Source organism: Chryseobacterium sp. TQ-BC-N36 (assembly GCF_058382295.1).
This window is the reverse complement of sequence record NZ_CM178175.1, coordinates 3166968-3188725: the sequence shown is the minus strand read 5'-3', so window position 1 is coordinate 3188725 and position 21758 is coordinate 3166968. Positions and strand designations below refer to the sequence as shown.

Annotated in this window: 27 protein-coding genes; 13 read left to right on the top strand and 14 right to left on the bottom strand. The window is 35.6% G+C overall.

Annotated features, from left to right (window positions below):
- Window positions 1–8: 8 nt before the first annotated feature.
- Window positions 9–335 carry a nucleotide pyrophosphohydrolase gene (locus AC3FI7_RS14265; RefSeq protein WP_065395382.1) on the bottom strand — a complete coding sequence of 109 codons (327 nt, stop codon included), beginning with the start codon at window positions 333–335 and terminating at the stop codon, window positions 9–11.
- Entirely contained in the window at window positions 335–1744 is a 1410-nt protein-coding gene (locus AC3FI7_RS14260) for a hypothetical protein (RefSeq protein WP_343660035.1), read from the bottom strand. The genes AC3FI7_RS14265 and AC3FI7_RS14260 overlap by 1 nt, the downstream gene beginning before the upstream one ends.
- A 184-nt stretch (window positions 1745–1928) precedes the next feature.
- On the opposite strand from AC3FI7_RS14260, the gene AC3FI7_RS14255 reads away from it, so the two are divergent.
- Both AC3FI7_RS14255 and AC3FI7_RS14250 read left to right on the top strand, forming a co-directional pair.
- A complete protein-coding gene (locus AC3FI7_RS14255) occupies window positions 1929–2180 on the top strand; it encodes a type B 50S ribosomal protein L31 (protein WP_002976190.1) in 252 nt (83 codons plus the stop codon).
- 105 nt (window positions 2181–2285) lie between these two features.
- Window positions 2286–3446: a putative sugar nucleotidyl transferase gene (locus AC3FI7_RS14250; protein ID WP_343660068.1), complete on the top strand. Its 1161-nt coding sequence runs from the start codon at window positions 2286–2288 to the stop codon at window positions 3444–3446.
- 49 nt (window positions 3447–3495) lie between these two features.
- Here the strand turns inward: AC3FI7_RS14250 and AC3FI7_RS14245 are convergent, their stop codons facing one another.
- The 5 genes from AC3FI7_RS14245 to AC3FI7_RS14225 are packed head-to-tail and all read right to left on the bottom strand — an operon-like array spanning window position 3496 to window position 7409.
- A complete protein-coding gene (locus AC3FI7_RS14245; protein WP_491460367.1) occupies window positions 3496–3879 on the bottom strand; it encodes a hypothetical protein in 384 nt (127 codons plus the stop codon).
- A 27-nt stretch (window positions 3880–3906) separates the two neighbouring features.
- Window positions 3907–4323, bottom strand: a complete 417-nt coding sequence (locus AC3FI7_RS14240; RefSeq protein ID WP_491460366.1) for a hypothetical protein — start codon at window positions 4321–4323, stop codon at window positions 3907–3909.
- 6 nt (window positions 4324–4329) lie between these two features.
- Complete coding sequence (locus AC3FI7_RS14235) at window positions 4330–5487, bottom strand: hypothetical protein (RefSeq protein WP_491460365.1); 1158 nt, start codon at window positions 5485–5487, stop codon at window positions 4330–4332.
- Between the two features lie 35 nt (window positions 5488–5522).
- Window positions 5523–6077 carry a DUF6705 family protein gene (locus AC3FI7_RS14230; RefSeq protein ID WP_491460364.1) on the bottom strand — a complete coding sequence of 185 codons (555 nt, stop codon included), beginning with the start codon at window positions 6075–6077 and terminating at the stop codon, window positions 5523–5525.
- Window positions 6078–6095: 18 nt separating this feature from the next.
- Window positions 6096–7409: a hypothetical protein gene (locus AC3FI7_RS14225; RefSeq protein WP_491460363.1), complete on the bottom strand. Its 1314-nt coding sequence runs from the start codon at window positions 7407–7409 to the stop codon at window positions 6096–6098.
- 155 nt (window positions 7410–7564) lie between these two features.
- On the opposite strand from AC3FI7_RS14225, the gene AC3FI7_RS14220 reads away from it, so the two are divergent.
- The 7 genes from AC3FI7_RS14220 (at window position 7565) to guaB (ending at window position 13363) form a co-directional block, all read left to right on the top strand.
- Window positions 7565–7915, top strand: a complete 351-nt coding sequence (locus tag AC3FI7_RS14220) for a helix-turn-helix domain-containing protein (protein WP_491460362.1) — start codon at window positions 7565–7567, stop codon at window positions 7913–7915.
- 86 nt (window positions 7916–8001) lie between these two features.
- On the top strand, window positions 8002–8511 hold the full coding sequence (locus AC3FI7_RS14215) for a GFO_1088 family ECF-type sigma factor (RefSeq protein WP_002976192.1): 510 nt from the start codon (window positions 8002–8004) through the stop codon (window positions 8509–8511).
- Window positions 8486–9163 (top strand): hypothetical protein, encoded by a 678-nt coding sequence (locus tag AC3FI7_RS14210; protein ID WP_142725523.1) that lies wholly within the window; start codon window positions 8486–8488, stop codon window positions 9161–9163. The genes AC3FI7_RS14215 and AC3FI7_RS14210 overlap by 26 nt, the downstream gene beginning before the upstream one ends.
- Window positions 9164–9179: 16 nt before the next feature.
- Entirely contained in the window at window positions 9180–10466 is a 1287-nt protein-coding gene (locus tag AC3FI7_RS14205; protein ID WP_228451295.1) for a DUF4252 domain-containing protein, read from the top strand.
- Window positions 10467–10477: 11 nt separating this feature from the next.
- Window positions 10478–10981, top strand: a complete 504-nt coding sequence (locus AC3FI7_RS14200) for a DUF4252 domain-containing protein (RefSeq protein WP_491460361.1) — start codon at window positions 10478–10480, stop codon at window positions 10979–10981.
- A gap of 30 nt (window positions 10982–11011) precedes the next feature.
- Window positions 11012–11716, top strand: coding sequence for a hypothetical protein (locus tag AC3FI7_RS14195; protein ID WP_142725521.1), 705 nt, complete (start codon window positions 11012–11014; stop codon window positions 11714–11716).
- Window positions 11717–11902: 186 nt separating this feature from the next.
- Window positions 11903–13363: an IMP dehydrogenase gene (gene guaB, locus AC3FI7_RS14190; protein ID WP_142725520.1), complete on the top strand. Its 1461-nt coding sequence runs from the start codon at window positions 11903–11905 to the stop codon at window positions 13361–13363.
- 46 nt (window positions 13364–13409) lie between these two features.
- Here guaB and AC3FI7_RS14185 read toward each other — a convergent pair whose 3' ends face one another.
- From AC3FI7_RS14185 to ruvC, 5 genes are all read right to left on the bottom strand, one after another.
- The gene (locus AC3FI7_RS14185; protein WP_142725519.1) at window positions 13410–13607 is read right to left on the bottom strand and encodes a KTSC domain-containing protein; all 198 of its coding nucleotides are present in this window, start codon (window positions 13605–13607) and stop codon (window positions 13410–13412) included.
- A gap of 91 nt (window positions 13608–13698) precedes the next feature.
- Entirely contained in the window at window positions 13699–14391 is a 693-nt protein-coding gene (locus tag AC3FI7_RS14180) for a T9SS type A sorting domain-containing protein (protein WP_491460360.1), read from the bottom strand.
- A gap of 5 nt (window positions 14392–14396) precedes the next feature.
- Complete coding sequence (locus AC3FI7_RS14175; RefSeq protein ID WP_142725517.1) at window positions 14397–14990, bottom strand: phage tail protein; 594 nt, start codon at window positions 14988–14990, stop codon at window positions 14397–14399.
- A 162-nt stretch (window positions 14991–15152) separates the two neighbouring features.
- Complete coding sequence (locus tag AC3FI7_RS14170; protein ID WP_491460359.1) at window positions 15153–16223, bottom strand: DUF4407 domain-containing protein; 1071 nt, start codon at window positions 16221–16223, stop codon at window positions 15153–15155.
- Window positions 16224–16375: 152 nt separating this feature from the next.
- On the bottom strand, window positions 16376–16930 hold the full coding sequence (gene ruvC, locus AC3FI7_RS14165) for a crossover junction endodeoxyribonuclease RuvC (RefSeq protein ID WP_142725515.1): 555 nt from the start codon (window positions 16928–16930) through the stop codon (window positions 16376–16378).
- A 100-nt stretch (window positions 16931–17030) separates the two neighbouring features.
- Here ruvC and AC3FI7_RS14160 point away from each other — a divergent pair, with 100 nt between their 5' ends.
- Together AC3FI7_RS14160 and AC3FI7_RS14155 are read left to right on the top strand one after the other, a co-directional pair.
- The gene (locus AC3FI7_RS14160) at window positions 17031–17516 is read left to right on the top strand and encodes a hypothetical protein (protein ID WP_142725514.1); all 486 of its coding nucleotides are present in this window, start codon (window positions 17031–17033) and stop codon (window positions 17514–17516) included.
- Window positions 17517–17518: 2 nt separating this feature from the next.
- The gene (locus AC3FI7_RS14155) at window positions 17519–18877 is read left to right on the top strand and encodes a T9SS type A sorting domain-containing protein (RefSeq protein WP_491460358.1); all 1359 of its coding nucleotides are present in this window, start codon (window positions 17519–17521) and stop codon (window positions 18875–18877) included.
- A gap of 29 nt (window positions 18878–18906) precedes the next feature.
- On the opposite strand, the gene AC3FI7_RS14150 is transcribed toward AC3FI7_RS14155, so the two are convergent.
- Window positions 18907–19431: a 2'-5' RNA ligase family protein gene (locus tag AC3FI7_RS14150; protein ID WP_142725512.1), complete on the bottom strand. Its 525-nt coding sequence runs from the start codon at window positions 19429–19431 to the stop codon at window positions 18907–18909.
- An 80-nt stretch (window positions 19432–19511) separates the two neighbouring features.
- Here AC3FI7_RS14150 and AC3FI7_RS14145 point away from each other — a divergent pair, with 80 nt between their 5' ends.
- Window positions 19512–19835: a PadR family transcriptional regulator gene (locus AC3FI7_RS14145; RefSeq protein ID WP_491460357.1), complete on the top strand. Its 324-nt coding sequence runs from the start codon at window positions 19512–19514 to the stop codon at window positions 19833–19835.
- Window positions 19832–20551 carry a hypothetical protein gene (locus AC3FI7_RS14140; RefSeq protein WP_343660023.1) on the top strand — a complete coding sequence of 240 codons (720 nt, stop codon included), beginning with the start codon at window positions 19832–19834 and terminating at the stop codon, window positions 20549–20551. Before AC3FI7_RS14145 ends, AC3FI7_RS14140 begins: the two co-directional genes overlap by 4 nt.
- Before the next feature lie 19 nt (window positions 20552–20570).
- On the opposite strand, the gene AC3FI7_RS14135 is transcribed toward AC3FI7_RS14140, so the two are convergent.
- Window positions 20571–21686, bottom strand: coding sequence for a serine hydrolase domain-containing protein (locus tag AC3FI7_RS14135; protein WP_343660022.1), 1116 nt, complete (start codon window positions 21684–21686; stop codon window positions 20571–20573).
- Window positions 21687–21758: the final 72 nt, after the last annotated feature.

Here is a 21758-nt window from a genome sequence, read left to right as displayed (position 1 = left end):
ATTTATTATTATTTTAATTTTTCATTATTCTGATGCCGGTCTTTATCCCGGTCAGTTTTGATTTTCATTTTTCTGTCAAAAGCATCCTGAAGATTCACTCCGGTTTGATTGGCCAGACATAATGTTACAAAAAGGACGTCTGCCAGCTCTTCGCCAAGATCTTTGCTTTTGTCACTTTCCTTTTCACTTTGCTCACCATATCTTCTTGCAATAATTCTTGCGACTTCACCTACTTCTTCTGTCAGCATCGCCATATTGGTCAGCTCATTAAAGTATCTTACACCGATGGTTTTGATCCATTCGTCAACCTGCTGCTGTAACTGGGTAATTTCCATTATTGATAAGCTCCGAGAGTTGGGTTAGTTGTTCTGGATACATTCACAATATCAAAAGGGACCGTTGCCGCAACAGCTGTATTTCCTTTTCCAAGAGCTGGCGAGCCGGGTTTTACTCTTAAATTCATTTTTGCCATAAAATAATTGACAAACTGTGGATCGGTATTTTTAGTGGTTTGGATCACACGTGGATTGTTATCAAAAGTGAAGCCTGATCCTGTTGCGCTGGTATATTTTATTAATGAATTTTGAAGTAGGAATTCAAACTGCTGCCCCGGGGTCTGTTCAAAATGAATAGCGTCATCTCTGTCAGAATATACGATACTGTTTTTGATATCAAGCTGTTGTAAGGCCCCCTGCTGTGTCTGTCCGGCATCATTCTTCCATTCATTGGCTGCAAAGATCCCAGCCCGGTCAAAAGAACTCATTGTTTTAGAATAATTGGCAATAGTAGCGTGGGTATAGCTGTGTTTTCCGCCAAGGAAGACTCCGATACATGATAAGCCACAGTTATTCATCACCAGGTTGTTGGCATTTACTGTAGAACCTACAGCATAAATTCCATATTCAAAGAAGGTGTGGATGAATGAATTGGTGATCGTCGCATTGGTCTGTCTCATGTCAAGTCCTCTCGTTCCCCCGAAAAGCCTTGCATGGTTCATCTTCAGTGTGGAATTGGCTTCAAACCTGATAGAGTTCCAGTTTTTTGGAATCGTATCATAACGGGGATCATTTCTGTCGCCACGAAGGATAACCTGGTCAGTCTGGGTTCCGTTGATGTTCAAAACAGCTCCGGAAGAAACCTTCATTCCACTGTTTTTATGGAAATATACCTTGGTTCCGGGGTTGATATCCAGGGTTACACTTGGATTGATGGTGAGATTTCCATAGATGATCTTTGCTTTATTATTATTCCATGTAGTGGAATTGGCAATGACATTAGGATTGCCAGGAGTCTGAATAAAAAATTCTGCATCCTGAACCACGGAAAATAAAGTCACATGCTGCTGCCCGGTAGGGCCGGTAAATAATATCCTGTCCTCTGCAATGGCTTCCGGTCCCGTAGCTTCCGGGGCAATTTCAACAAAAATATAAAGACTGTCCTTTTTTCTTAAAGGAACATTCTGAAAATCATATCCGGGCTTCCCGTCTACATTGATTCTATATAATGAAGCAGCACCTTTTTCAAGGTTGACTCTCGGAATCATAATATCCTTGTCTTCATCATTATATACTTTCACAACATAGGTTTCTGAACGTACCTGATGATATACTGTATCACAGAATACTGTATCCCTTGAAAAGCGTAACTGCTGTGTAGGGCTGTCAAAGGTAATATCATCTTTATTGCATGATACAGCCAGAAGTAACATCCAGAAGGAGAAAGCCAGTAATAATTTGAATTTCATTGAAATTAAAGTTTAAGTAAGTTCCAAATTTAACGAAAATACTTTAAATTTCTTATCAATAAAAAAATATTGAATCCACTATTTGGAAATTAGAAAAAATGTTGTATTTTTGCAACCTAAAATTTAGCAGAGAAATATCCATTACTATTTCGAAAGCAAACTTTAATTTTTTAAAAATAGTATTATGAAAAACGGAATCCACCCAGAAAATTATAGACTTGTTGTTTTCAAAGATATGAGTAACGACGAGGTGTTTCTTTGCAAGTCTACTGCAGAAACAAAAGACACTATCGAGTATGAAGGACAAGAGTATCCTCTAATCAAAATGGAAATCTCTTCAACTTCTCACCCTTTCTACACTGGTAAAGTGAAACTAGTTGACACTGCAGGTAGAGTTGATAAGTTCATGAACAAATACAAAAAATTCGCTAAGTAATTTTTGTATAATTAAAATATTAAAGTCTTCCAATTTTTGGAAGACTTTTTTTATTGTAAATTTGTTAACCTTGAATTTTAAACCTTAAACTAAAAAAACTGAATGATGCAGTTAGTATTTTCAGACGCACAATATTGGGAAGACTTTCTTCCGCTTACTTTTACCCGTCCGGTTGCCGCTATGCGATGCGGAATTCTTACATTTTCTGAAAGGTGGCAGAAAATCCTGGAAAACACTGAGGTAACCTACTTCACAGAAATGTATCTTCAGGAGAAATTTAAAAGCCCGGAGGAGAAAGAAAGTCTTTTTCTGGTTCCAAATTTTCTTCCGACAGAAACCGTTATTCAACAGATTAAAGATCTTAAGCAGGGAGAAGCCCTGGTTTATGAAGATGAATTGATCGCCGCTAAAATCAATATGAAAGGCTTTTCTCTGAACCAGATTGAGAAAATGACAGATATCAAAGAAGACCTCATCTTCTTTAAGAGACCGAAAGATCTGTTTACCTATAACCATCACGCAATTAATTTTGACTTTGATCTGCTGACGAAAGGAAGAACTTCACAGGAATTGTCTTCAACCAATGGATTTTTAGGAGATAAAAAAGATCTGTTTATTGAAGAAGGAGCTTATATTGAATTCTCCACGATCAATACAAAAACAGGTAAGATTTATATCGGTAAAAATACTGAGATCATGGAAGGCTGTCATCTTCGCGGACCGATAGCGCTTTGTGATGATTCCAAATTTAATCTTGGAGCTAAGATCTATGGGGCAACTACGGTAGGGCCACATTGTAAAGTAGGAGGTGAGGTAAACAACATCATTATATTTGGATATTCCAGTAAAGGACACGAAGGTTTTGTAGGAAACTCTGTGATTGGAGAATGGTGTAATTTCGGAGCTGATACCAATTCTTCGAACATGAAAAACAATTATGGAAACGTAAAATTCTGGAACTACAGAGCGAAAGCTTTTGAAGATACAGGATTGCAGTTTGCCGGCCTTATTATGGGAGATCATTCCAAAACAGCAATCAATACCCAGTTGAATACAGGAACGGTAGTAGGGGTAGCATCCAATATCTTTAAACCAGGCTTTCCACCCAATCTTGTAGAAAACTTTTCATGGGGCGGATTGAAAGATGATGAAAGGTTCAAATTGGATAAAGTATATGAAGTAGCGGAAAGAGCCATGGCAAGAAGAAAAGTCACTTTAACAGAAGAGGATAAAGCGATTCTGAAACATATTTTTGATGCGTATTAATTCAATAGATATAGATAGAACCCTCAGAAAATTTCTGAGGGTTTGCTTTTTAGTTTGAGAATAATAATTGCAGACTATCCAGATATTCTTTACCAGATATAATTTCTGCTTCCCTATCCTTGAAAAAGAAATATTGATAATTTGGATTTTCTTTTTTCAACGTATCAAATTTCTTTTCACTCATACTTTTTCCATTGAAATAATAATAATCAGGTGGGCTTTCAGACATAATTGCTACACCTCCTATATATGAAGGTTTAGAATCAATCTGAAATTCTTTCTCATTTATTTGTTCATTTTTGGAAAAGATAATTGAAGTGTTTTCGTAAATATCTGCATTTATTGTATTGGGTACTTCTCTGTTGGAATTTTTATAGGTTTCATTATTTAATTTGTCAAAATTAAAGTACAAAACATTTTTTCTTTTAATCAACTCACTGGGTATTTCTAAAGTGAAATTTCAATTTTCATCTGTTATTGTTTTTATATATTTTGATTTGCAGATGAAGAAAACTTCAGCATTGGATATTTCCTTTTTTGTTCTTTTGAAGATCAGTTTTCCTGAAACTTGTGTGATAGCTCTTCCTTTTTGTTCAGTGGTAATCTCAGAATTGTTTTGAGTCTGCGCCTGAACAAAAGTAAGATTGGTAATTAAAATAATTCCTGCAGCAGCTATAGCTAATGATCGTTTTGAAATTCTTCCGCAGATTTCCTGTCCATTAGCCATCTGAAGAATTTCATTAATTTGGATATCTGTTTTATCAGTAAAATCTATGACACATTTAGAACATTTTTCGCAGAATTTCCCGGAAGGAAAGTCTTGCATATTTTTCCAGTTTTCAGGGCACGGGCTTGGGATTTTAATTTGGTTTTTCATAATTTCTCATCGATAATATTCAATTTCTCTCACCCATTTATAAAGATCTTTTCCGTCCACATTCTTAATCATTTCTATCCAGTTTTTTTGTTTGTCAAACTTATATTTGAAAGTTATTAATTTAGGAACTATGTTTTTATCTTCCATTCCGATTTTATTAAGGTAAGTCATATTGGTGATATAATTACCTTTATATTCAAATCGGATATCATACCAAATATTATTATTGTAGTGTGCTGTTGTTCTTTCTAATTTTTGATCTTTGGTATAAGTATAAGTGATTGACATGGGTTTTTCATAATTACCATCTTTTTCTTCTGCGATTATTTTACCCTTTTCAAGTATAGTATAATAATGATACTTTCCGTCTTTAATTTCAGCTCTCTGTATTAGATTTCCGGATTTATCATATTCGTATTTCATATGCTTGCTTAAAAATATTTTTTTGTTTTCATAATCAAGTTTATGGTCAAAAGATTTTTCTTCAATTACCCTATATTGATTATCATAAATTTTTATATGATTTAGTTTCTTATGATAAATAGAATCTTTAACCTCAGTATAAGAACGCTCACCTACCTTTTTCCAAATATCATTTGTTATTGTAAAAATACTGTCTGTTCTTGTTAGAGTATCAAATTTAGTTATATATAGAGGTTTGAAACTTTCAAGATTGCGTATGTATTTTTCCATAGGCTTATCCTTAGTTTTGTAGTAGGCTTCTTTAAATTTTACGGTTTTATTATTTCCATTGTAAAAATAATGATAAGAGATTTCGGAGTATTTGTTTTTCCTTTTTTCTTCAATTAACCTATTAAGACTATCAAATGTATAATCATAATCATCAACAATTTCTCCTGATTTGTAATACCACGTTTCTTTTGTTATATTCCGGTTTTTATCATAGTAAGTTTCATTATTTATATACCGGCAGAAATCTGTTTCAAACCATGTCTCCCACATTCTGCTTCTTAGATTTTTGGGAGTCATGATTACAGCATGTCCATATTCATCATCACCCTTCATAAAGGTAAATGGACCAGAATTATTTAGAAAAACTACGTATTCTTTTACGAATTTTGGTTTCCCTAAAATTGAATCTTTTATAACCTGAGCGTTAAACCAAGCAGATAAAAAGATTAAAATAAATAATATTTGTTTCATTTCATCATTTGAAAAAGCCTCCGAAGAGCCTTTGTTTATTGTTTTATTAATATAATTTGTTTTGGCAATGGCTGAGGAATCGCAGTATTGTAATAAGGGCAATCTGATGTTATAATCTCATTATTATAAAGATATTTCCAGTCTAATTTAGTTTTACTAGAGTCTGTGAAATTAATGGCAATACTACCAGTAGTATTACATAAATCTGGATCAATAAAGACAAGAGAATATTTGTCTCCATATCTCCTAAAACTTACACCTTTAATTTTAGCTGTATCATCTGTTAAGTTTGTATTATCAAAAATTATATTATTATTTAAATCTATAACTTTAAATTTGGCTATTAGATAATCTTTATAATGTTTAAAATTATTATCATATTTATTAGTAATCTTTTTAAAAGTAATAAAAATTGTTTTATTATCCCATGCCCCTTTCCAAGTTCCCTCATAAGCAGGTAGTTCATTGTTTGTATCTTTTTGGTAAGAATTTTCTGGGAGGTCAATTTCTGCCGGTCTTAATGAATAAATTTGTTGTGCTCTGCATGAAATGGCAGATATAAATAGTATAAGTAGGAGTACATTTTTCATAATTAAATTTTTAAATTTTTATGGACATGGTATTGTTTGTATTGGATTATCTTTTCCATTATAGTTAAGCTTACTTGTGTCACCTGTAGTTTTATCAGATTTATATACTTCCAAACCGTTAATTTTAACCTGTTCTTCCAAAAATTGTGTAAATATTTTTTCTACAATATTTGAATTAGACAATTCGCTGTCTTTAAGTTTACTATATTCATCCCTATACCAGGTTTGCCAGTTGTTTAGTTGCCCATTGGTAATTGCAAAGTTACCATCTCCTGAATATTTTAGGATATAGTTTCCTTGTGAGGTTATGACCATTGCATAGGCATCTGTCATACTCCCCTTTAATTTTGCATTAGTTACACAGCTTGTTAAAAAAGTAACGATATCATAAGGTGAGAATATTTTTACTACTCCATCTAGATTTAGATGAGAATGCATATATCCAAAATATTTGTTTCCATCAGGTAATCTTACATTTCCATCAGAAGTATTAGACATTTGTTCAAAAGGTTGGGTTCCATAGGCTGCTGCAAACCCAGTTTCTTGGCTTTTATCGAAAATTTCACTTTTGTCTAATGATGAAACTTTAGCTTTAAAATTGGGATCAGCATTTTGTGTTTTCAATTTTTTGCAAGGATCTTTCGGATTCTCTAAAGGAGACAGATTTTCCCCTGGATAAGGAAAACCTCCTTCTCCTGGTATATCGTTGCCTGTTCCAGGACATTCTCCATTAGGACCTAATACGCCCTGACAGTCATTTAGATCGGGACGTTCTTCACATTTTACCACAGAATAACTTTCCCAGTGCCCTGGCCCTGTATCAGGATCAGGATTGTTTTCATTATCCGGCATCCATACAGAATAATAACTTGTTGTACATATAATGTCCCTTGCGGCAAGGTTGGCGTTATTATTTGGATATACCTTTTTCTTATATTTTGAAAAAAGAAGATTTTGAAAAAAAGCAATATGGTTACTGAAATCAGTAAAATAGAAGTAGATATTATTATTTTTTCTTGGAACCTGTAGTACAGAGGTCACCTTCCCGTTTTCTACTACAGGTACCATCAGAAAATTTTCATTATAAGTTCCTACTGTAGTGGCATAATCCCAGTAAATAATCCCATTTACTTTTTTAATTTTTGATTCATTCTCAAAGTAGACTTTCATTACATTTTTAATATAAGTCTCATCTTCTTTCCAAAGACTTTTGGAAGCATATTCTTTCGATGTGGGATCTACAGAAGAATAAATTTCATCCTGTATACAGGAATGAAACAGGGTAAAAAGAAACATCGGCAGGAAAAGCCGGAAAATTAAATTTTTCTTCATAAGCATTTGTTTTTTGGTAGTTAAATATATACTTTTTTTATTACTCTACAAATGTGTGAATAATAAACTGAAACAATGCAGTAGAAAAATACTGGTTTCCGTATTATTTTTCTAAAAGAAAAAAATATGTAATTTTGGTAAAAATACATTGTGCTATGACGCTAGGAGAAAAACTGAAAAAAGCGAGGATCAATAAGAACTTTACCCAGGAGTATCTTGCGGAAGTATTGAATGTCTCCCAGAAAACCTATTCCAATTTTGAGAACGATAAAAGCAAGCCCGCTTTTTCTCAGGTAGAAGATATAGCAAAAGTTTTGGAAGTAAGTGTTCTTGATTTTTTAAGCGGAGATGGATTATCTTTTAATTATGATAACGTTCATGGAGGTAATAATGGGTTTATTTATCAAAATCAACTTCCTGAAAAGTTAATAGAGCAATACGAACAAAGGCTTAAAGACAAGGATGCGGAGATTGCATTTCTCAAGCAGCTTCTTGACAAAAAATAAAAACTTCAAATTTTTTTTGAAGTTTTTTTATTTTTGATGTAATAGATATGTAACGGCAGTTGTCTTACCTATAAGAAACAAAACTCATGACCCAAGAAACTTTCAAGAATACGGTGTTTATTCTCAAAGACGAGATGTATCGTTTTGCGAAACGGTTTGTCATGAGCAGTGATGAAGCAGAAGATGTTGTACAGGATCTCATGATGAAGTTTTGGCAGAAGAGGGATGAGCTTGAGCAGTTCGGGAATTTTAAATCCTATGCGCTGAAGTCTGTCCGGAACGAATGCCTGAACCGGCTGAAGCATCACGATGTAAAGATCGGCTTTGCGGATATGCAGCTTCATCGCTCGGAGCTTTACAGTATGGAAGTTGATAACCTTAAGGAACATATTGTAGGATTTATCAATCAGCTCCCTGAAAAACAGAAGATGGTCATCCACTTGAAAGATGTAGAAGAATATGATGTTTCCGAAATTTCTGAAATGCTGGAAATGGAGGAAAATGCGGTAAGGGTAAACCTGATGCGTGCGAGACAAAAAGTAAAAGAACAAATCTCACAACTGATGAGCTATGAAAAAAGATCAATTACAAGATAAATACAACGAAATCTTCCAGGAGATCAGGGAAGAAAAAATGGACTGGAGCTTTGAAGACTTTCTTCAGACTACAGAAGGTGCGGAACCTGAACAGGATATTGCACCTGTTATTCCATTGGATGGAAAAAAGAAACCCTCCTTTCCCAAATGGTTCTGGATGGCCGCCGGTGTAATACTGGTTTTCAGTATCGGTTTTTTCCTGAATACCTATAATACGGACGTTCAGGATAGGGAAAAATTGGTAAAGGATGAAATCCTGAAGCAGAAATCAGGGTTTATTGAAGAGAACAGTGATCACCAGGAGCAGGTAGCTGTTAACCATACAGATTCTATTTCCGGTGCGAAGAAAGATTCTGTATTTCAGGAAAACCAGGTGGCAGAAAAAGATGTAATGGATGACATTTTACCCAAAAGAGGAAGACTTAAAAAGGAAACAAGACCCAGATATGTCAGCAATGCCTCCGGTAACAGAAGTGTAAATGATTCTACGACAGCTTATAATGACTCCTATGTAATTGTCAACGGAAAAAGAATCAGCAGTGAAAAAGAAGCCATAGATGTTGCCAAATATTCCTTTATGAAATTAGGAAATGAATTTAAAAAAACAGTAGCATCTTCTCAGAAAAATGAAAATCTTGACAGCGAATACTAAAAATCAGATCAATCCCATGAAAAAAATATTTTTTATAATAGCCATAATGTTAAGCAGTTTTGCAACCTATTCTGCACAGACTGATAAACTGGATAAGCTTTTTCAGGATTTTGAAAAAAACGGAGGAGTAACCTCTATCAATATCAAAAAACCGATGTTCAAACTATTGAACACCATTGATGTGAATGATGCCTATGTAGGGAAAATAAAACCTATTTTGAATGAAGTAGATGGCCTTAAGATCCTGATTATCCCCAAAATTACTTTTCCGGATCGTCTTAAAGATGAAAACCTGGCCAATATAAAGATGAATGAGGAGAAAACGGATAGAGTGAACAAAGCTTTAAGGTCTCTTAATTTCAATGAGCTGATGTCCATGAACAGTGAAGGAACTTCTATGAAGTTTCTTGCTGAAGATGAAAAAGATAATTATCTGGAAAATCTTGTGTTCAACGTTGACTCAAAGGAAGAGAATATTATTTTTATTCTTAATGGAAAAATGAAACTGTCTGATGTAAACAAAATCATCAATTCCGGTGAAACAGCAACATCATCTGTTACCTCTTCCATGAGAAGCAGCCTTACGTCAGATAACACCTCTTCCTATTTAAATGGTGACAGCAGAAATGTAGGGGAGTTCTCAAGAATAGATGCCAGTGTAGGAGTGAATGTTACTTTTAAGCAGGAAAATCCGAGAAGTGTAAAAGTCATTGCAGATGCCGACAAGCTTCAATATGTGATTACCAGAGTGGAAAATGGAGTTTTAAAGATATATGTTGATAATAAAGGAGTACGTAATCTTAGATTTAGAAACCTTAATGTGAATGTTTCAGCACCTAATCTTTATGGGATTAAGACTTCATCGGGAAGTGTTTTTACAGCAGTGAATCCTGTTACAGAAAACAGTATGGAGATTGATGCGGGATCAGGTTCCATTATTAAAGGGACATTCAATGTGAGACAGGCAGCAGCTGTTGCAGTGAACTCCGGTTCCGTTTTGAATGCTGAAATTAAAGCCGATAAACTGGTATTGGATGCTTCAAGCGGAGCCAGCATAAGCTTATCCGGAGCCACAAATTCTGCCGTAATTGATGCGAGCAGTGGGGCTTCCTGTAAGGCAGATGACCTTAAGATTGCAACGGCTGTGGCAGAATCTACTTCTGGAGCAAGTCTTTCTTTGCTGGTTACCGATAAACTAAAAGTAAGTGTTTCATCAGGAGCATCTGTGAAGCTGAAAGGAAATCCGGAACTGGATGCAAAGGTAGATAAAGTTTCAGGAGGAAGTTTCAGACAGATCAAATAATAAGCCCAACTATGAAAACTCTTAAAAACATTTTCCTCGTTATTCTGACCATAGGTATGCTGCAGTCGTGTATCGTTTCGGAAAAGCCTAATATTGATTTTTTTCAGAATTCAAAATATGATTTTAAAGGAGCTCAGTTTGCAAGTATTAATGTTCCGATGGTTCTTGCCAAATCATATATTAAAAAGGCTCTGAGGGAGGACGGAGAAAGTGAAGAGACGATCAGTCTGATCAGGAAGGCTTCAAAAATAAAGCTGCTTACGGTTACCAACGGAAGTCAGCAAATGCTCAACGACTATGTCCAATATCTGAATAATCATCATTATGAAGAATGGGCAACTATAAAACATGATGGAGATAATATCAATATAATGGTAAAGCAGGATGGAGATGTTATTAAAAATATGCTGCTTACCGTAGGTTCCAATGCCAATGAAATGGTGTTTGTAGATGTAAAAGGAAATTTTACAGCAAATGATATCTCAAAGATGATCAACTCTGTTTCTACCCAATAATCAACGTATAAATCTCTAAACTGTCTGAACATGGAAAAATTAATGAGAGAAGTCAGGATCCTTAAAATCTATGCCGTTGTACTTACTGTACTGTGTGCTATGTTTTTCTTTCTCGCATTTAAAAATCAGTCTTCCAACGAACGTTTTAAAGAAATAGATGTAGAGCGCATCAATGTCGTAGAGAAAGATGGAACATTAAAAATGGTGATCAGTAACAAAGAACGTCAACATCCCGGATTGGTAAATCATAAAGCGTTAAAACCTCGTGAAAGAGCTGCAGGAATTATTTTCTTCAACGCTTTGGGAGACGAATGTGGAGGTCTTGTATATGATGGTAATGAAAAAGAATCGGGAATGGTGTATTCTGTAGATCAGAGGAAGACCGATCAGATCATGCAGCTGCAATATTCCGAATCAGCAGGGAATGATAAAAAAAGAGTATATGGCTTGAAACTCTGGGACCGGCCTGATGATTTTCCACTGGAAGCAATGATTAAGTTTGAGGATTCTTTGAAAAAATTAAATGATCCCGTTGCAAGCAAAAAAGCATATGCAAAACTCAGGGAACAGGGAAGATTAACCAATGAACGTTTATTTGCGGGTAAGACAGCTAATGGAGATGTGGGTATTTTTATCCGTGACAGTAAAGGAAAAGTAAGATTACAAGTATATGTCGATAAAAATAATCAGACACACATTGAAAATCTGGATGAAAATGGTAAGGTTATTAAGTAGGCTTTTAATCAAAAATTATAATATATAACAAGTAGTTTCTACATATTCAATTATTTTGTACCGTAACCGTTCTGATAAAAGAACGGTTTTTTCGATTTAAGTTATTGATTATTAAATTTTATTTAAACTATCAAAAAGGATTTTCATATCTCGTTAAAATAACCTAATTTTGCAAAGAAAGTAAAGATGTCTATTCATAACAAAATTGTAGAGACAGCCATCACTTTCGATGACGTTCTTCTAGTCCCTTCTTATTCAGAAGTTTTACCTAATCAGGTTTCATTAAAATCAAGACTTACCGACAAAATCACGCTGAATGTTCCGATAGTTTCCGCTGCGATGGACACTGTTACTGAAGCTGATCTGGCTATTGCTTTAGCGAGAGTGGGAGGGTTAGGCTTTATTCACAAAAACATGCCGATTGCTGAGCAGGCTGCTCAGGTAAACCGTGTGAAACGTTCCGAAAACGGAATGATTTCGGATCCGGTAACTTTATCTAAAGACCATACTTTAGGACAGGCTAAAGAAATGATGGCTAAATTCAAAATTTCTGGCTTACCGGTAGTGGATGCTGATAATGTTCTGATCGGAATTATTACCAACAGAGATGTAAAGTATCAGGAAAATCTTGATATGAAAGTGGAAGAGATCATGACCAAAGATAATCTGATCACTTCAGATAAAGATACCAATCTTGAAAAAGCTAAAGAAATCCTTCTTAAGAACAGGGTTGAAAAACTTCCTATTGTAGATAAAGATAATAAACTTGTAGGATTAATTACCATCAAGGATATTGATAATCAATTGGAATATCCTAATGCCAATAAGGATGAGAATGGACGTCTTATCGTAGGAGCAGGAGTAGGAGTAGGAGAAGATACGCTGGCCAGAATTGAAGCTTTGGTACAGGCAGGTGTTGATATCGTAGCAATCGATTCTGCACATGGTCATTCTAAAGGAGTTTTAGACAAAATCTCAGAAATCAGAAAAGCATATCCGAATCTTGATGTTGTAGGAGGAAATATTGTAACTGCCGAGGCAGCTAAAGATCTTATTGAAGCAGGTGCTAATGTGCTGAAAGTAGGAGTGGGACCAGGTTCTATCTGTACAACCAGAGTGGTTGCAGGAGTAGGAGTACCTCAGTTATCCGCTATTTATAATGTTTACGAATATGCCAAGTCTCAAAATGTCACGGTAATTGCTGACGGAGGTATCAAACTTTCAGGAGATATCGTTAAAGCGATTGCTAGTGGAGCAGGTGCAGTAATGCTGGGTTCGCTTTTAGCAGGAACCGACGAAGCACCGGGAGAAGAAATTATCTTCCAGGGAAGAAAATTCAAATCTTATCAAGGGATGGGTAGCCTTTCAGCAATGAAGAGAGGAGGTAAAGAAAGATATTTCCAGAGTGAAGCTAAGAAATTTGTTCCGGAAGGAATTGAAGGAAGAGTTCCGCATAAAGGAAAATTGGAAGATGTAATTTTTCAGCTGACAGGAGGTCTGAGAGCAGGTATGGGATACTGTGGTGCAAAAGATATTGAAACACTTCAGAAAGATTCTAAACTGGTCATGATTACTGGAAGCGGACTGAAAGAATCCCACCCGCACGATGTGATTATTACACAGGAAGCTCCGAATTATTCTTTATAAGACTAAAATATTCAATAAAATGTCTCCATTCCAATGGAGACATTTTTTATTTAACCTTTATATATTTGAATCTGGGCTTGATAACTTTATTCAGGAATTGCCCTTTAGATCTTGCTTTTCCAAATTTTTGAACAATATCAGCAGGAACCTTCAGATAGTCATAAACCGCTCCTGACTGATATATAATTCTCAATATTTCAGTTTCAGGGATATAAATGAAATGGTTTACAACACTTGATGGCATACTCCGGTTCATGCAAAAAATATTCCTTCTAAAAAAATAAAGCTTCCGGTATTTCCGAAAGCTTTAAATGTTTTTATTCTTTAAAAGTAATTTATTTTTTCACGAATTTAAACTGGTGAGTCTGAAAATTTCTGGTACTTATCTTTAAAATATACCCACCAGGAACAAGTTGTGAAACATCAATTTTTGAATCAAATGCTTCAGATTTTACCAGGCGTCCATCAATATTATAAATCTGAACAGACAGTCCGTCATCAATACCCGAAATACGGATAAAATCGATCACCGGATTAGGGAAGATCTGGATTTTATTTTTAGAAAGCTCTGAAGTTCCCAATGTTGTAGTCTGTACATCACCTGTCATGGTGGAATTTCCTGCAGTGAGATTTCCTCCGCATTGTCCATTTGTAACAGCTGTATTTTCTACCCACGTTCCCACAGTATTGCCTGGGGGAATAGGAAGTGCATTATTTCCTGTCGAATTATAATAAAGTAAAGAGGGAGTGGTAAATGTTCCATATCCTTCATCACCAAGAAATTCCCACCTTGTAAGAGCATTGTTCCACTGAATTTTGAACTCACAGGTTCCCAGTCCGCTACAATCCTGTCCACCATCAATAGGAGTGGTCATATAGATGTTTTTATTAAAAGTATCTACTCCGGTTTTATTAAATATATACGTATTGGGAGGACTGCTAAACAGATTAGAACATCCGGTAAAAGTTATCGTCTGCGCAAAAGCTGAGCTTCCGAGAGCGAGACCTACTAAGTAAAGAATTTTCATAATAATTAGTTTTGGGTTGGAAAGACTCCTACCAATGAAATAATACATTTCAAGGTTATAAACGGGGGTCTGTTTTCGTGAGGCTGACCTCCTCCCGTATTATTCACCATTGTACTTTTCATTGTGGTATTGGCTGCAGCATCAGAATATTCTTTGTCAAGAATTTTGGTGTCAGCAGGAAGACTGTTGGTTGGGGAATTTTGATTCCCATCAGCGGTTACGGCATTTACCGTGTGATTGTGTGGTGGTATTTGTGTTACCGTTAATGTCACACTTTCTGTTCCTCCGATTTGGCCCATGGTATATGTTGTAGGGCCTCCGGGAGCCTGGCCGTTATGTACAAGTACCCTTCCCCTCATATCGGGTAAGGCAAATGTAGTTGTTCCGTTTCCTCCGTAAGTAGTCCCTAGAAGAGCAAAAAGAGCTTGGTTTTGAGCGATAGGAAGAAGTTGTCCGTTGCATTCTGCCCAGTTTTTCGGGGCAAAATTATAAGGAACAAAAGCAATTTGTCCCAAATATGGATCTGATGCCTGAGCTTTTAGTGTAGGAGCAAATGCACTGCATATCAGCAGCGTACATACAAAAAATAAGTTTTTCATGATAATAAAGATTTTAAGTAGTATAAAATTAGAAAATATTTCGCATAAAATACTTAAATAAAAGAAAAACCTTTTACAGTAGTGTAAAAGGTTAGATTTTATTTATTGAAATTTATATTATTATAGATTTTTTCTCTAATCTTTAGAGAAAGTTGGTACTGTTTATTTTTTTAAGTGATCTTTAAAATTCTCGATTCTGAAGTCTGTCAGAGCATTTCCTTTTTCAATTTTTTCTTTGGAGTATAACCTGAAATCATTTTCTGTTTTTTCTAAAAGATAATCATATGGACCTATGTGAGAAATTAATTTTACCAGTACCGGAGAGATTTCAAGACAGATAAACAATCCCATGATAAAAGTGGCTGCAAGTCCTATGATAGCAGAATTTTTACCAAGCTCATCCAATGCCTGAAGCCTTGCTGCAAATCCATTAAATTTATCTTCAAAAGTTTCTGTAGATTTTCTTTCTGTTTCCAGGTTGGTATATACCTTGGATATTTCTTTATCGAGGTATTCCAGTCGTGGAGCTGACTGTTTTTGGAAGTTCTCGAGGTCCTGCCTGCGCTGCTCTTTCAATTCCTGTTTACGCTTGGCGTTTGGACCGTAACCTTCTTTTCCACTGGTTAAGCCGGATTGTTTTCCCAGAATTTCTTTTTCAAGCTCTACCGAAGCGGAATCATATGCTTTCTGATACTGGGCAATTTTTCCTGAAATCTGTTGTTTTTCAGTCTCAAAAGGACCGCTCTGCTGAAGAATCCTTCCATTCATTTCTCCCTGAAGTTGCTTTTTATTTCTTTGGATAATCGTATTCAGCTGTTTGTTTACTTCTTTTTCAAAAATTTTAAGCTCTAAAGGTTTAGAAATAATGATCCCTAAAAATGTAGCAAGAATAAGACGGGGAATGGCCATCAGAACCTGATTCCACCACGTTCCGGTTTTCTTAATGGAAGAAACAATATAACGGTCAAGATTGAAGATCATCAATCCCCAGAGAATTCCAAAACCTACAGATGCCCAGATATTATCAAATACCGTATACATGGCATAGCCTGCAGATAAAGTCGCAAATACTGCAGTGAAAAGTACAATTCCTCCAATTCCTGAAAATTTATTCCATTCGCTCGGAGTCTTTCTTAAGATGTGAATATTCCCTCCGGAACAGACCATCAGGAATTTTTGGAACCAGTTTATTTTATGAGTCCCTTGATTTATAGTTTGTTGGTTTGTTTTCATACCTGAAAATTTATACAAAGGTAATACTAAAAATCATACCAATGTAAAAGATAGTATTATGTTTTACCAAGTAATTATGCCTGTTTGTATAAAATACTGTTTTTAAGGCGGTTAATTTTACTTTATAGAAATTTTCAATGTGAATATGAAAACTATTTCAATCGATCCGGGTTCTGCTTCAAAAAGCTTTCCCAGCCTGAATAGGATTTAGTATCAGTAATGGCTCCGGAATTGAAATGATGGCATACTGCAACAGCAAGACCATCAGAGGCATCTAAATATTTTGTTGGGAATTCCTTTAACTTAAGAAGATTCTGCAGCATTCCGGCTACCTGTTCCTTACTGGCGTTTCCGTTTCCGGTGATCGCCATTTTTATTTTTTTGGGAGAGTACTCAGTAATGGGAATATTTCTGTAAAGGCTGGCGGCCATGGCAACTCCCTGTGCACGTCCTAGTTTCAGCATACTCTGTACATTTTTTCCATAGAACGGAGCTTCCAGAGCTACTTCGTCCGGATGGAATTCATCAATAAGAGATAAGGTTCTTTCAAAAATGTATTTGAGCTTAGTCTCGTGATTAGGATATTTTTTCAAAATAAGTTCATGGATAGAGACCATCTCCATTTTTCCTTTCTTTACGGAGATGATGCCAAATCCCATTACCGTTGTTCCCGGGTCAATTCCTAAAATTATTTTCTCTGAAATCATTGCTCCAAAGATAGGACTTTCTATGTTGCCAGTATAAAAAAGTATCTTCAGTGATTTTTATTTATTTCTAAAACTTTAGTACCTTTAAATAAAAATGATTATGAAAAATGTATTACATGCACTCATTGTTCCTGTCTTTCTGTTGTGTAGTTTTCAGAAAGAAAATAATGTACCCCTAAACAGAGGTTCAAAAATTGTGGCTGCGAAAAACGACCGGATTATTTATTTGTTTTTCAGGGCCGATAAAGATCAGTCAGGAAATCCCAAGATTTTCCTTCAGAGCACTAAAATTACAGACGGAAGACTGAAACATGTCCCATCTTTTGAAAGAAACGAAATTCACAGAGGAGATCTTATTATTACACTGGCAGGTTCTGATGGTAAAGAAGTAGGGAAGCAGCTGGTAAAGGATCCTTTTAATCCGGAACTGGAAGTATATGAAAAAGAAGGGATTTCAAGACATAAAGCTTCTCTTCAGAGCACTGAGTTCAGTCTACGGTTTTCTTATGCTGGAAATGTGCAGTCTGTAAAAGTTGAAAAAGCAACTGATGATGGTGTACAACTAATATTCACACAAAAACTATAACAATGAAAAAAACTTTATTATCCCTTTTGGTAGGTAGCTGCTGTTTTGCCCAGACATTCGAGACTGTTCCCCTTTTACAGAACGGAGATAACAGTAAGCGTATTGTTATCGCAGTTTTGGGAGATGGGTTTACTGCAGCACAACAAACTGCTTTTACGACATCAGCTCAGAATACTGTCAATTATCTCTTTACAAAAAGCCCCTATACAGAATATAAAAATTATTTTAATGCCTATGCTGTAAAAGTGGTTTCTACAGAATCCGGAGTAAAGCATCCGGGAACAGCGACTGATGTCACAGAGCCTGTAATTCCTGTGACTAACCCTGATAACTACCTCGGATCTACTTTCGATGTAGGAGTTCACAGATGTATATACAGTAATACAACCAATAAAGTAGGACAGGTTCTGGCCGCTAATATCCCTGATTATGATATTACCTATGTATTGGGTAATTCTACTGAATACGGAGGCTGTGGTGGTACGTATGCTTTTGCTTCATTAAATGGCTCTTCGAATGAAATTGTAGTGCATGAGCTGGGGCATTCGTTTGGGAAACTGGCTGACGAATATTGGTTCTCAGGTTCACTGGAGTCCCCTAATAAAACACAGAATTCAAACCCTGCAACGATCAAATGGAAAAATTGGGTAGGATTGAATGGAGTAGGAGTGTACCCCCATGCGGAAAGCCCAACCTGGTTCCGGCCGCATCAGAGTTGTGAGATGAGGTATCTTAATCAGCAGTTTTGCTCCGTATGTAAAGAGACAATTATTGAAAGGATCCACAGCTTTGTTTCTCCTGTAGATTCTTATACTCCGGGAAACAATACTTCTGTTGATGCGACTTCCAATATTACTTTCACGGTCAACGAAATTCTTCCTGTACCCAATACATTGGTCAACACCTGGACATTAAATGGTACTGCTCTGGGAGCCACTGGAAATAGTATTACGGTTACTCCGGCACAACTCAACAGCGGAAATAATACTTTGACATTTTCTGTAGTGGATAATAATCCGCTTTTGAAAGTTGACAATCACAGCACGCTTCATGTTACCAATGTTTCCTGGACGCTGAATAAATCAACTCTCAAGATTTCAGAAGTAAAAGCTGAAGAGAGACGGTTCAGTATCTATCCAAATCCGACGGACGGAGAATTTTTCATTAAAGGAAAACAGGAGTTTGCAAAAAATATAAATGTTGAAGTTTATGACGCTTCAGGAAAACTGATTCCATCCAGATTTGAACTGAAAGATTCTGCAATAAGGGTTGATATTAAGAACTTTCCTGCAGGTACATATCTGTTGAATGTAAAGGAAAATAAAAATCTGATTATTTCTCAGAAAATTATAAAAGAATAATTAAGTGAAACCGGCTGCACAAGCCGGTTTTATTTTTCAAGCTTCTTTTCTGCAATAGGAACCCATTGTCCATCATGGCGCAAGAGCAGTATTTTATCAACTAAGAATTTCGTTTTGTATTCCTTGGTTTTATATTTTTCCCAGGCCTTGAGATAATTCTCCCAGGTTAAATTTCTGTATCCAACAGTCATATGTGGATTAAAAGAATATTGGCCAAAATCAAAATGGTCTTTTATCCTGTGATAAAGTTCTTTTAAATGTAAATTTTCTTTTGGATGAATATAAAGCACGGGATTTTTAGGATTGGAAAAGCTTCCGAATCCATCCAGTTCTATCTCAAAAGGAGTGATATCTGTATTGATTTTCTGAAAAGCAGTGTGAATATCATCTTCCAGTTCAAATTCTCTTGAAAAAGGCGGCAGAAGAGTAATGTGAGCTTCATTCTGCAAAGCTTTGGAATTGTCATAGTGAATAGCCAGATCTGTTTTAAAGATTTTTACTTCTTCAATAATCTGTTGTGGAGGATAAATCGCTATGAAGTACATTTTTTTCATAAGTAAAACTAAAAATTTTACAGTAAATCTATATACATAAGAAAATTATGCATAAGTTTGCAATATATATAAATCATTTCATGAAAAAGAATAGTCTTTACAAAGGTACCCTGCAGAATATTATTTTAAAGCTCCTTTCAAAGGAAGTTAAAATGTATGGCTATCAGATCACCCAAAGAGCCAAAGAACTGACTCAGGGTGAGCTTGAAATGACAGAAGGTGCACTTTATCCATTACTGCACAAACTGGAAAGTGATGGAATGATCACCTCCGAAATTCAGAAGATTAACGGAAGAGACCGGAAATATTACCTGCTGACTGAAAAAGGAAAGAAGCAGCAGGCAGAAAAAGAGACTGAAATGAAAAGTTATTTTCTCAACCTTCAAGCAATATTCAATATATGATAACCGAACTACAGGAAAGTAAAATTACAGAGTATCTGATCGCTCAGCAACTTTCATTGGATATTCTGGTAGAAATCAGAGATCATATGATCAGCCAGATCTCAGAGCTTCAGTTCAATGAAAATCTGGATTTTGAAGCTGCTTTTCTGAAGATAAAAGAATCCTGGAATGGAGAGTTTGCAATGGTTAATTACGTGTTGTTTTATCCCGCTAAAATTCCTTTGATTGCCAAAAGAATTATTCAGGAGAGATACAATGGACTTTTTAAAAAATCACTGATGGTAGGATTGCTGGCTTCAGTAATTAATTTGTTGTTATTATTGATAGCGGGAAGTAAGGAGGAATATACAGTCTTTTTCAGATTACTGAACGCATCATTTGTAGTAATGACAATATTAATCTGGGTTTTTAATTATAAAATCTGGAAATACTTAAAAGCAGATTTTAAATACAGAGGGAAATGTCTTTACACAATGTATCAGCAAAATCTGGGATTGATGGTTGTATGTGCCAGCTCTATGACACAAGTGGCATCAAAGAGCGGATCTTATGCCTATCAGTTGATCAGGGAACAAAATCATCATGATGTTTTGACAGGCCTGATTACGTTGATTCTCCCTTTTATACTGCAGACCGCCCTTACCTTTGCCTTATTTAATTTTATTGAACATAAAAAGAATCTTGTAAAAATGCAGGAGTTTCTGAAGCCGGTATAGGTAATAAACTCATAAGACACTAATGCTTTGATCTAAGCTGTGAAAGTGTATTTTCAAGATGATCCGTGATCTTTTTTACTTCAATATGAGGTCTGAAGATGGCTCCTTTTCCTTTTTCTTCATCTGCTATATTGGATAAAATAATGACAGATGTTTTTGTATCCGGATAATAAATATTAAGAGAAGGAGAGCCCTTTACGTAGCCGCTGTGAAAATAAGAACTGGGCTGGCCGATATTCAGCATAATTCCATAGGCATACCCCATTTTCCCAAAGATGGCGTGGTGTCTTTCTGCGCTTTTAGCCATAAAGAGTTTAAGAGTTTCCGGTTTTAAGATTTTTCCACTGTACAGTGCATTGTTCCATGAATGAAGATCCTGAACGGTAGATAATATTCCCCCTGCAGGAGTTCCGATTTCCTGGCTGCCTAACCTTTTCGGCATGTTGGGAACTTCCTGAAATTTGGCAGGTGTACCAATATAGGCACTGGCAAAATTATTTCCTTTAAAATTATTTTCCGTCGAAGAATGCGTCATCCCTGCCTTTTTGAAAAGTTCCTGGGCATTTTCATCATAAGATTTACCCGATACTTTTTCCACAATTTTTCCAAGAGTATTGAAACCGTCGTTGGAGTAGAAGAAATCCGATCCGCTTTTAAACATCAGCTTTCCACCTGTCATATTCAATCCTGAAGTATGATTTAATAACTGATGGATTGTTATGTTTTCATATTCTTTAATCAGGAATTCTTTCAGGTATTTTGAAACTTTATCTGTTACATGGAGTTTTCCCTGTTCCATCTGAAGCAGGATCAGAACAGCGGTGAATTGTTTGCTTACAGATCCTATGGCAAAAATAGTATTGCTGTCAATTTTAATCTTTCTCTTAAAATCAGAATAGCCGTTTTCTCTTCTGTAAAGGGGTATAGAATCTTTAAAGACGGCGATGCTTCCATTAAAATGATACTTTTTAAAAGTAGAATCAATCTGCTGTTCCAAAAGTGTTTTCTGAAAAGCAGCAATGGTAGAATCAATAATTGTTTTTTTATCAACAGGAGAGACTTTTGGCGCCAGCGTTTCAGTTGTACAGGAAAACATTAAACAGAAAAGGGACAGGAATATTAAATTTTTGATCACAGGTGTTATTTTTTAATGTTGATTATACTCTTAAAGATACTAAAATATCAAAAAGAGGATTAAAGGAAGCAA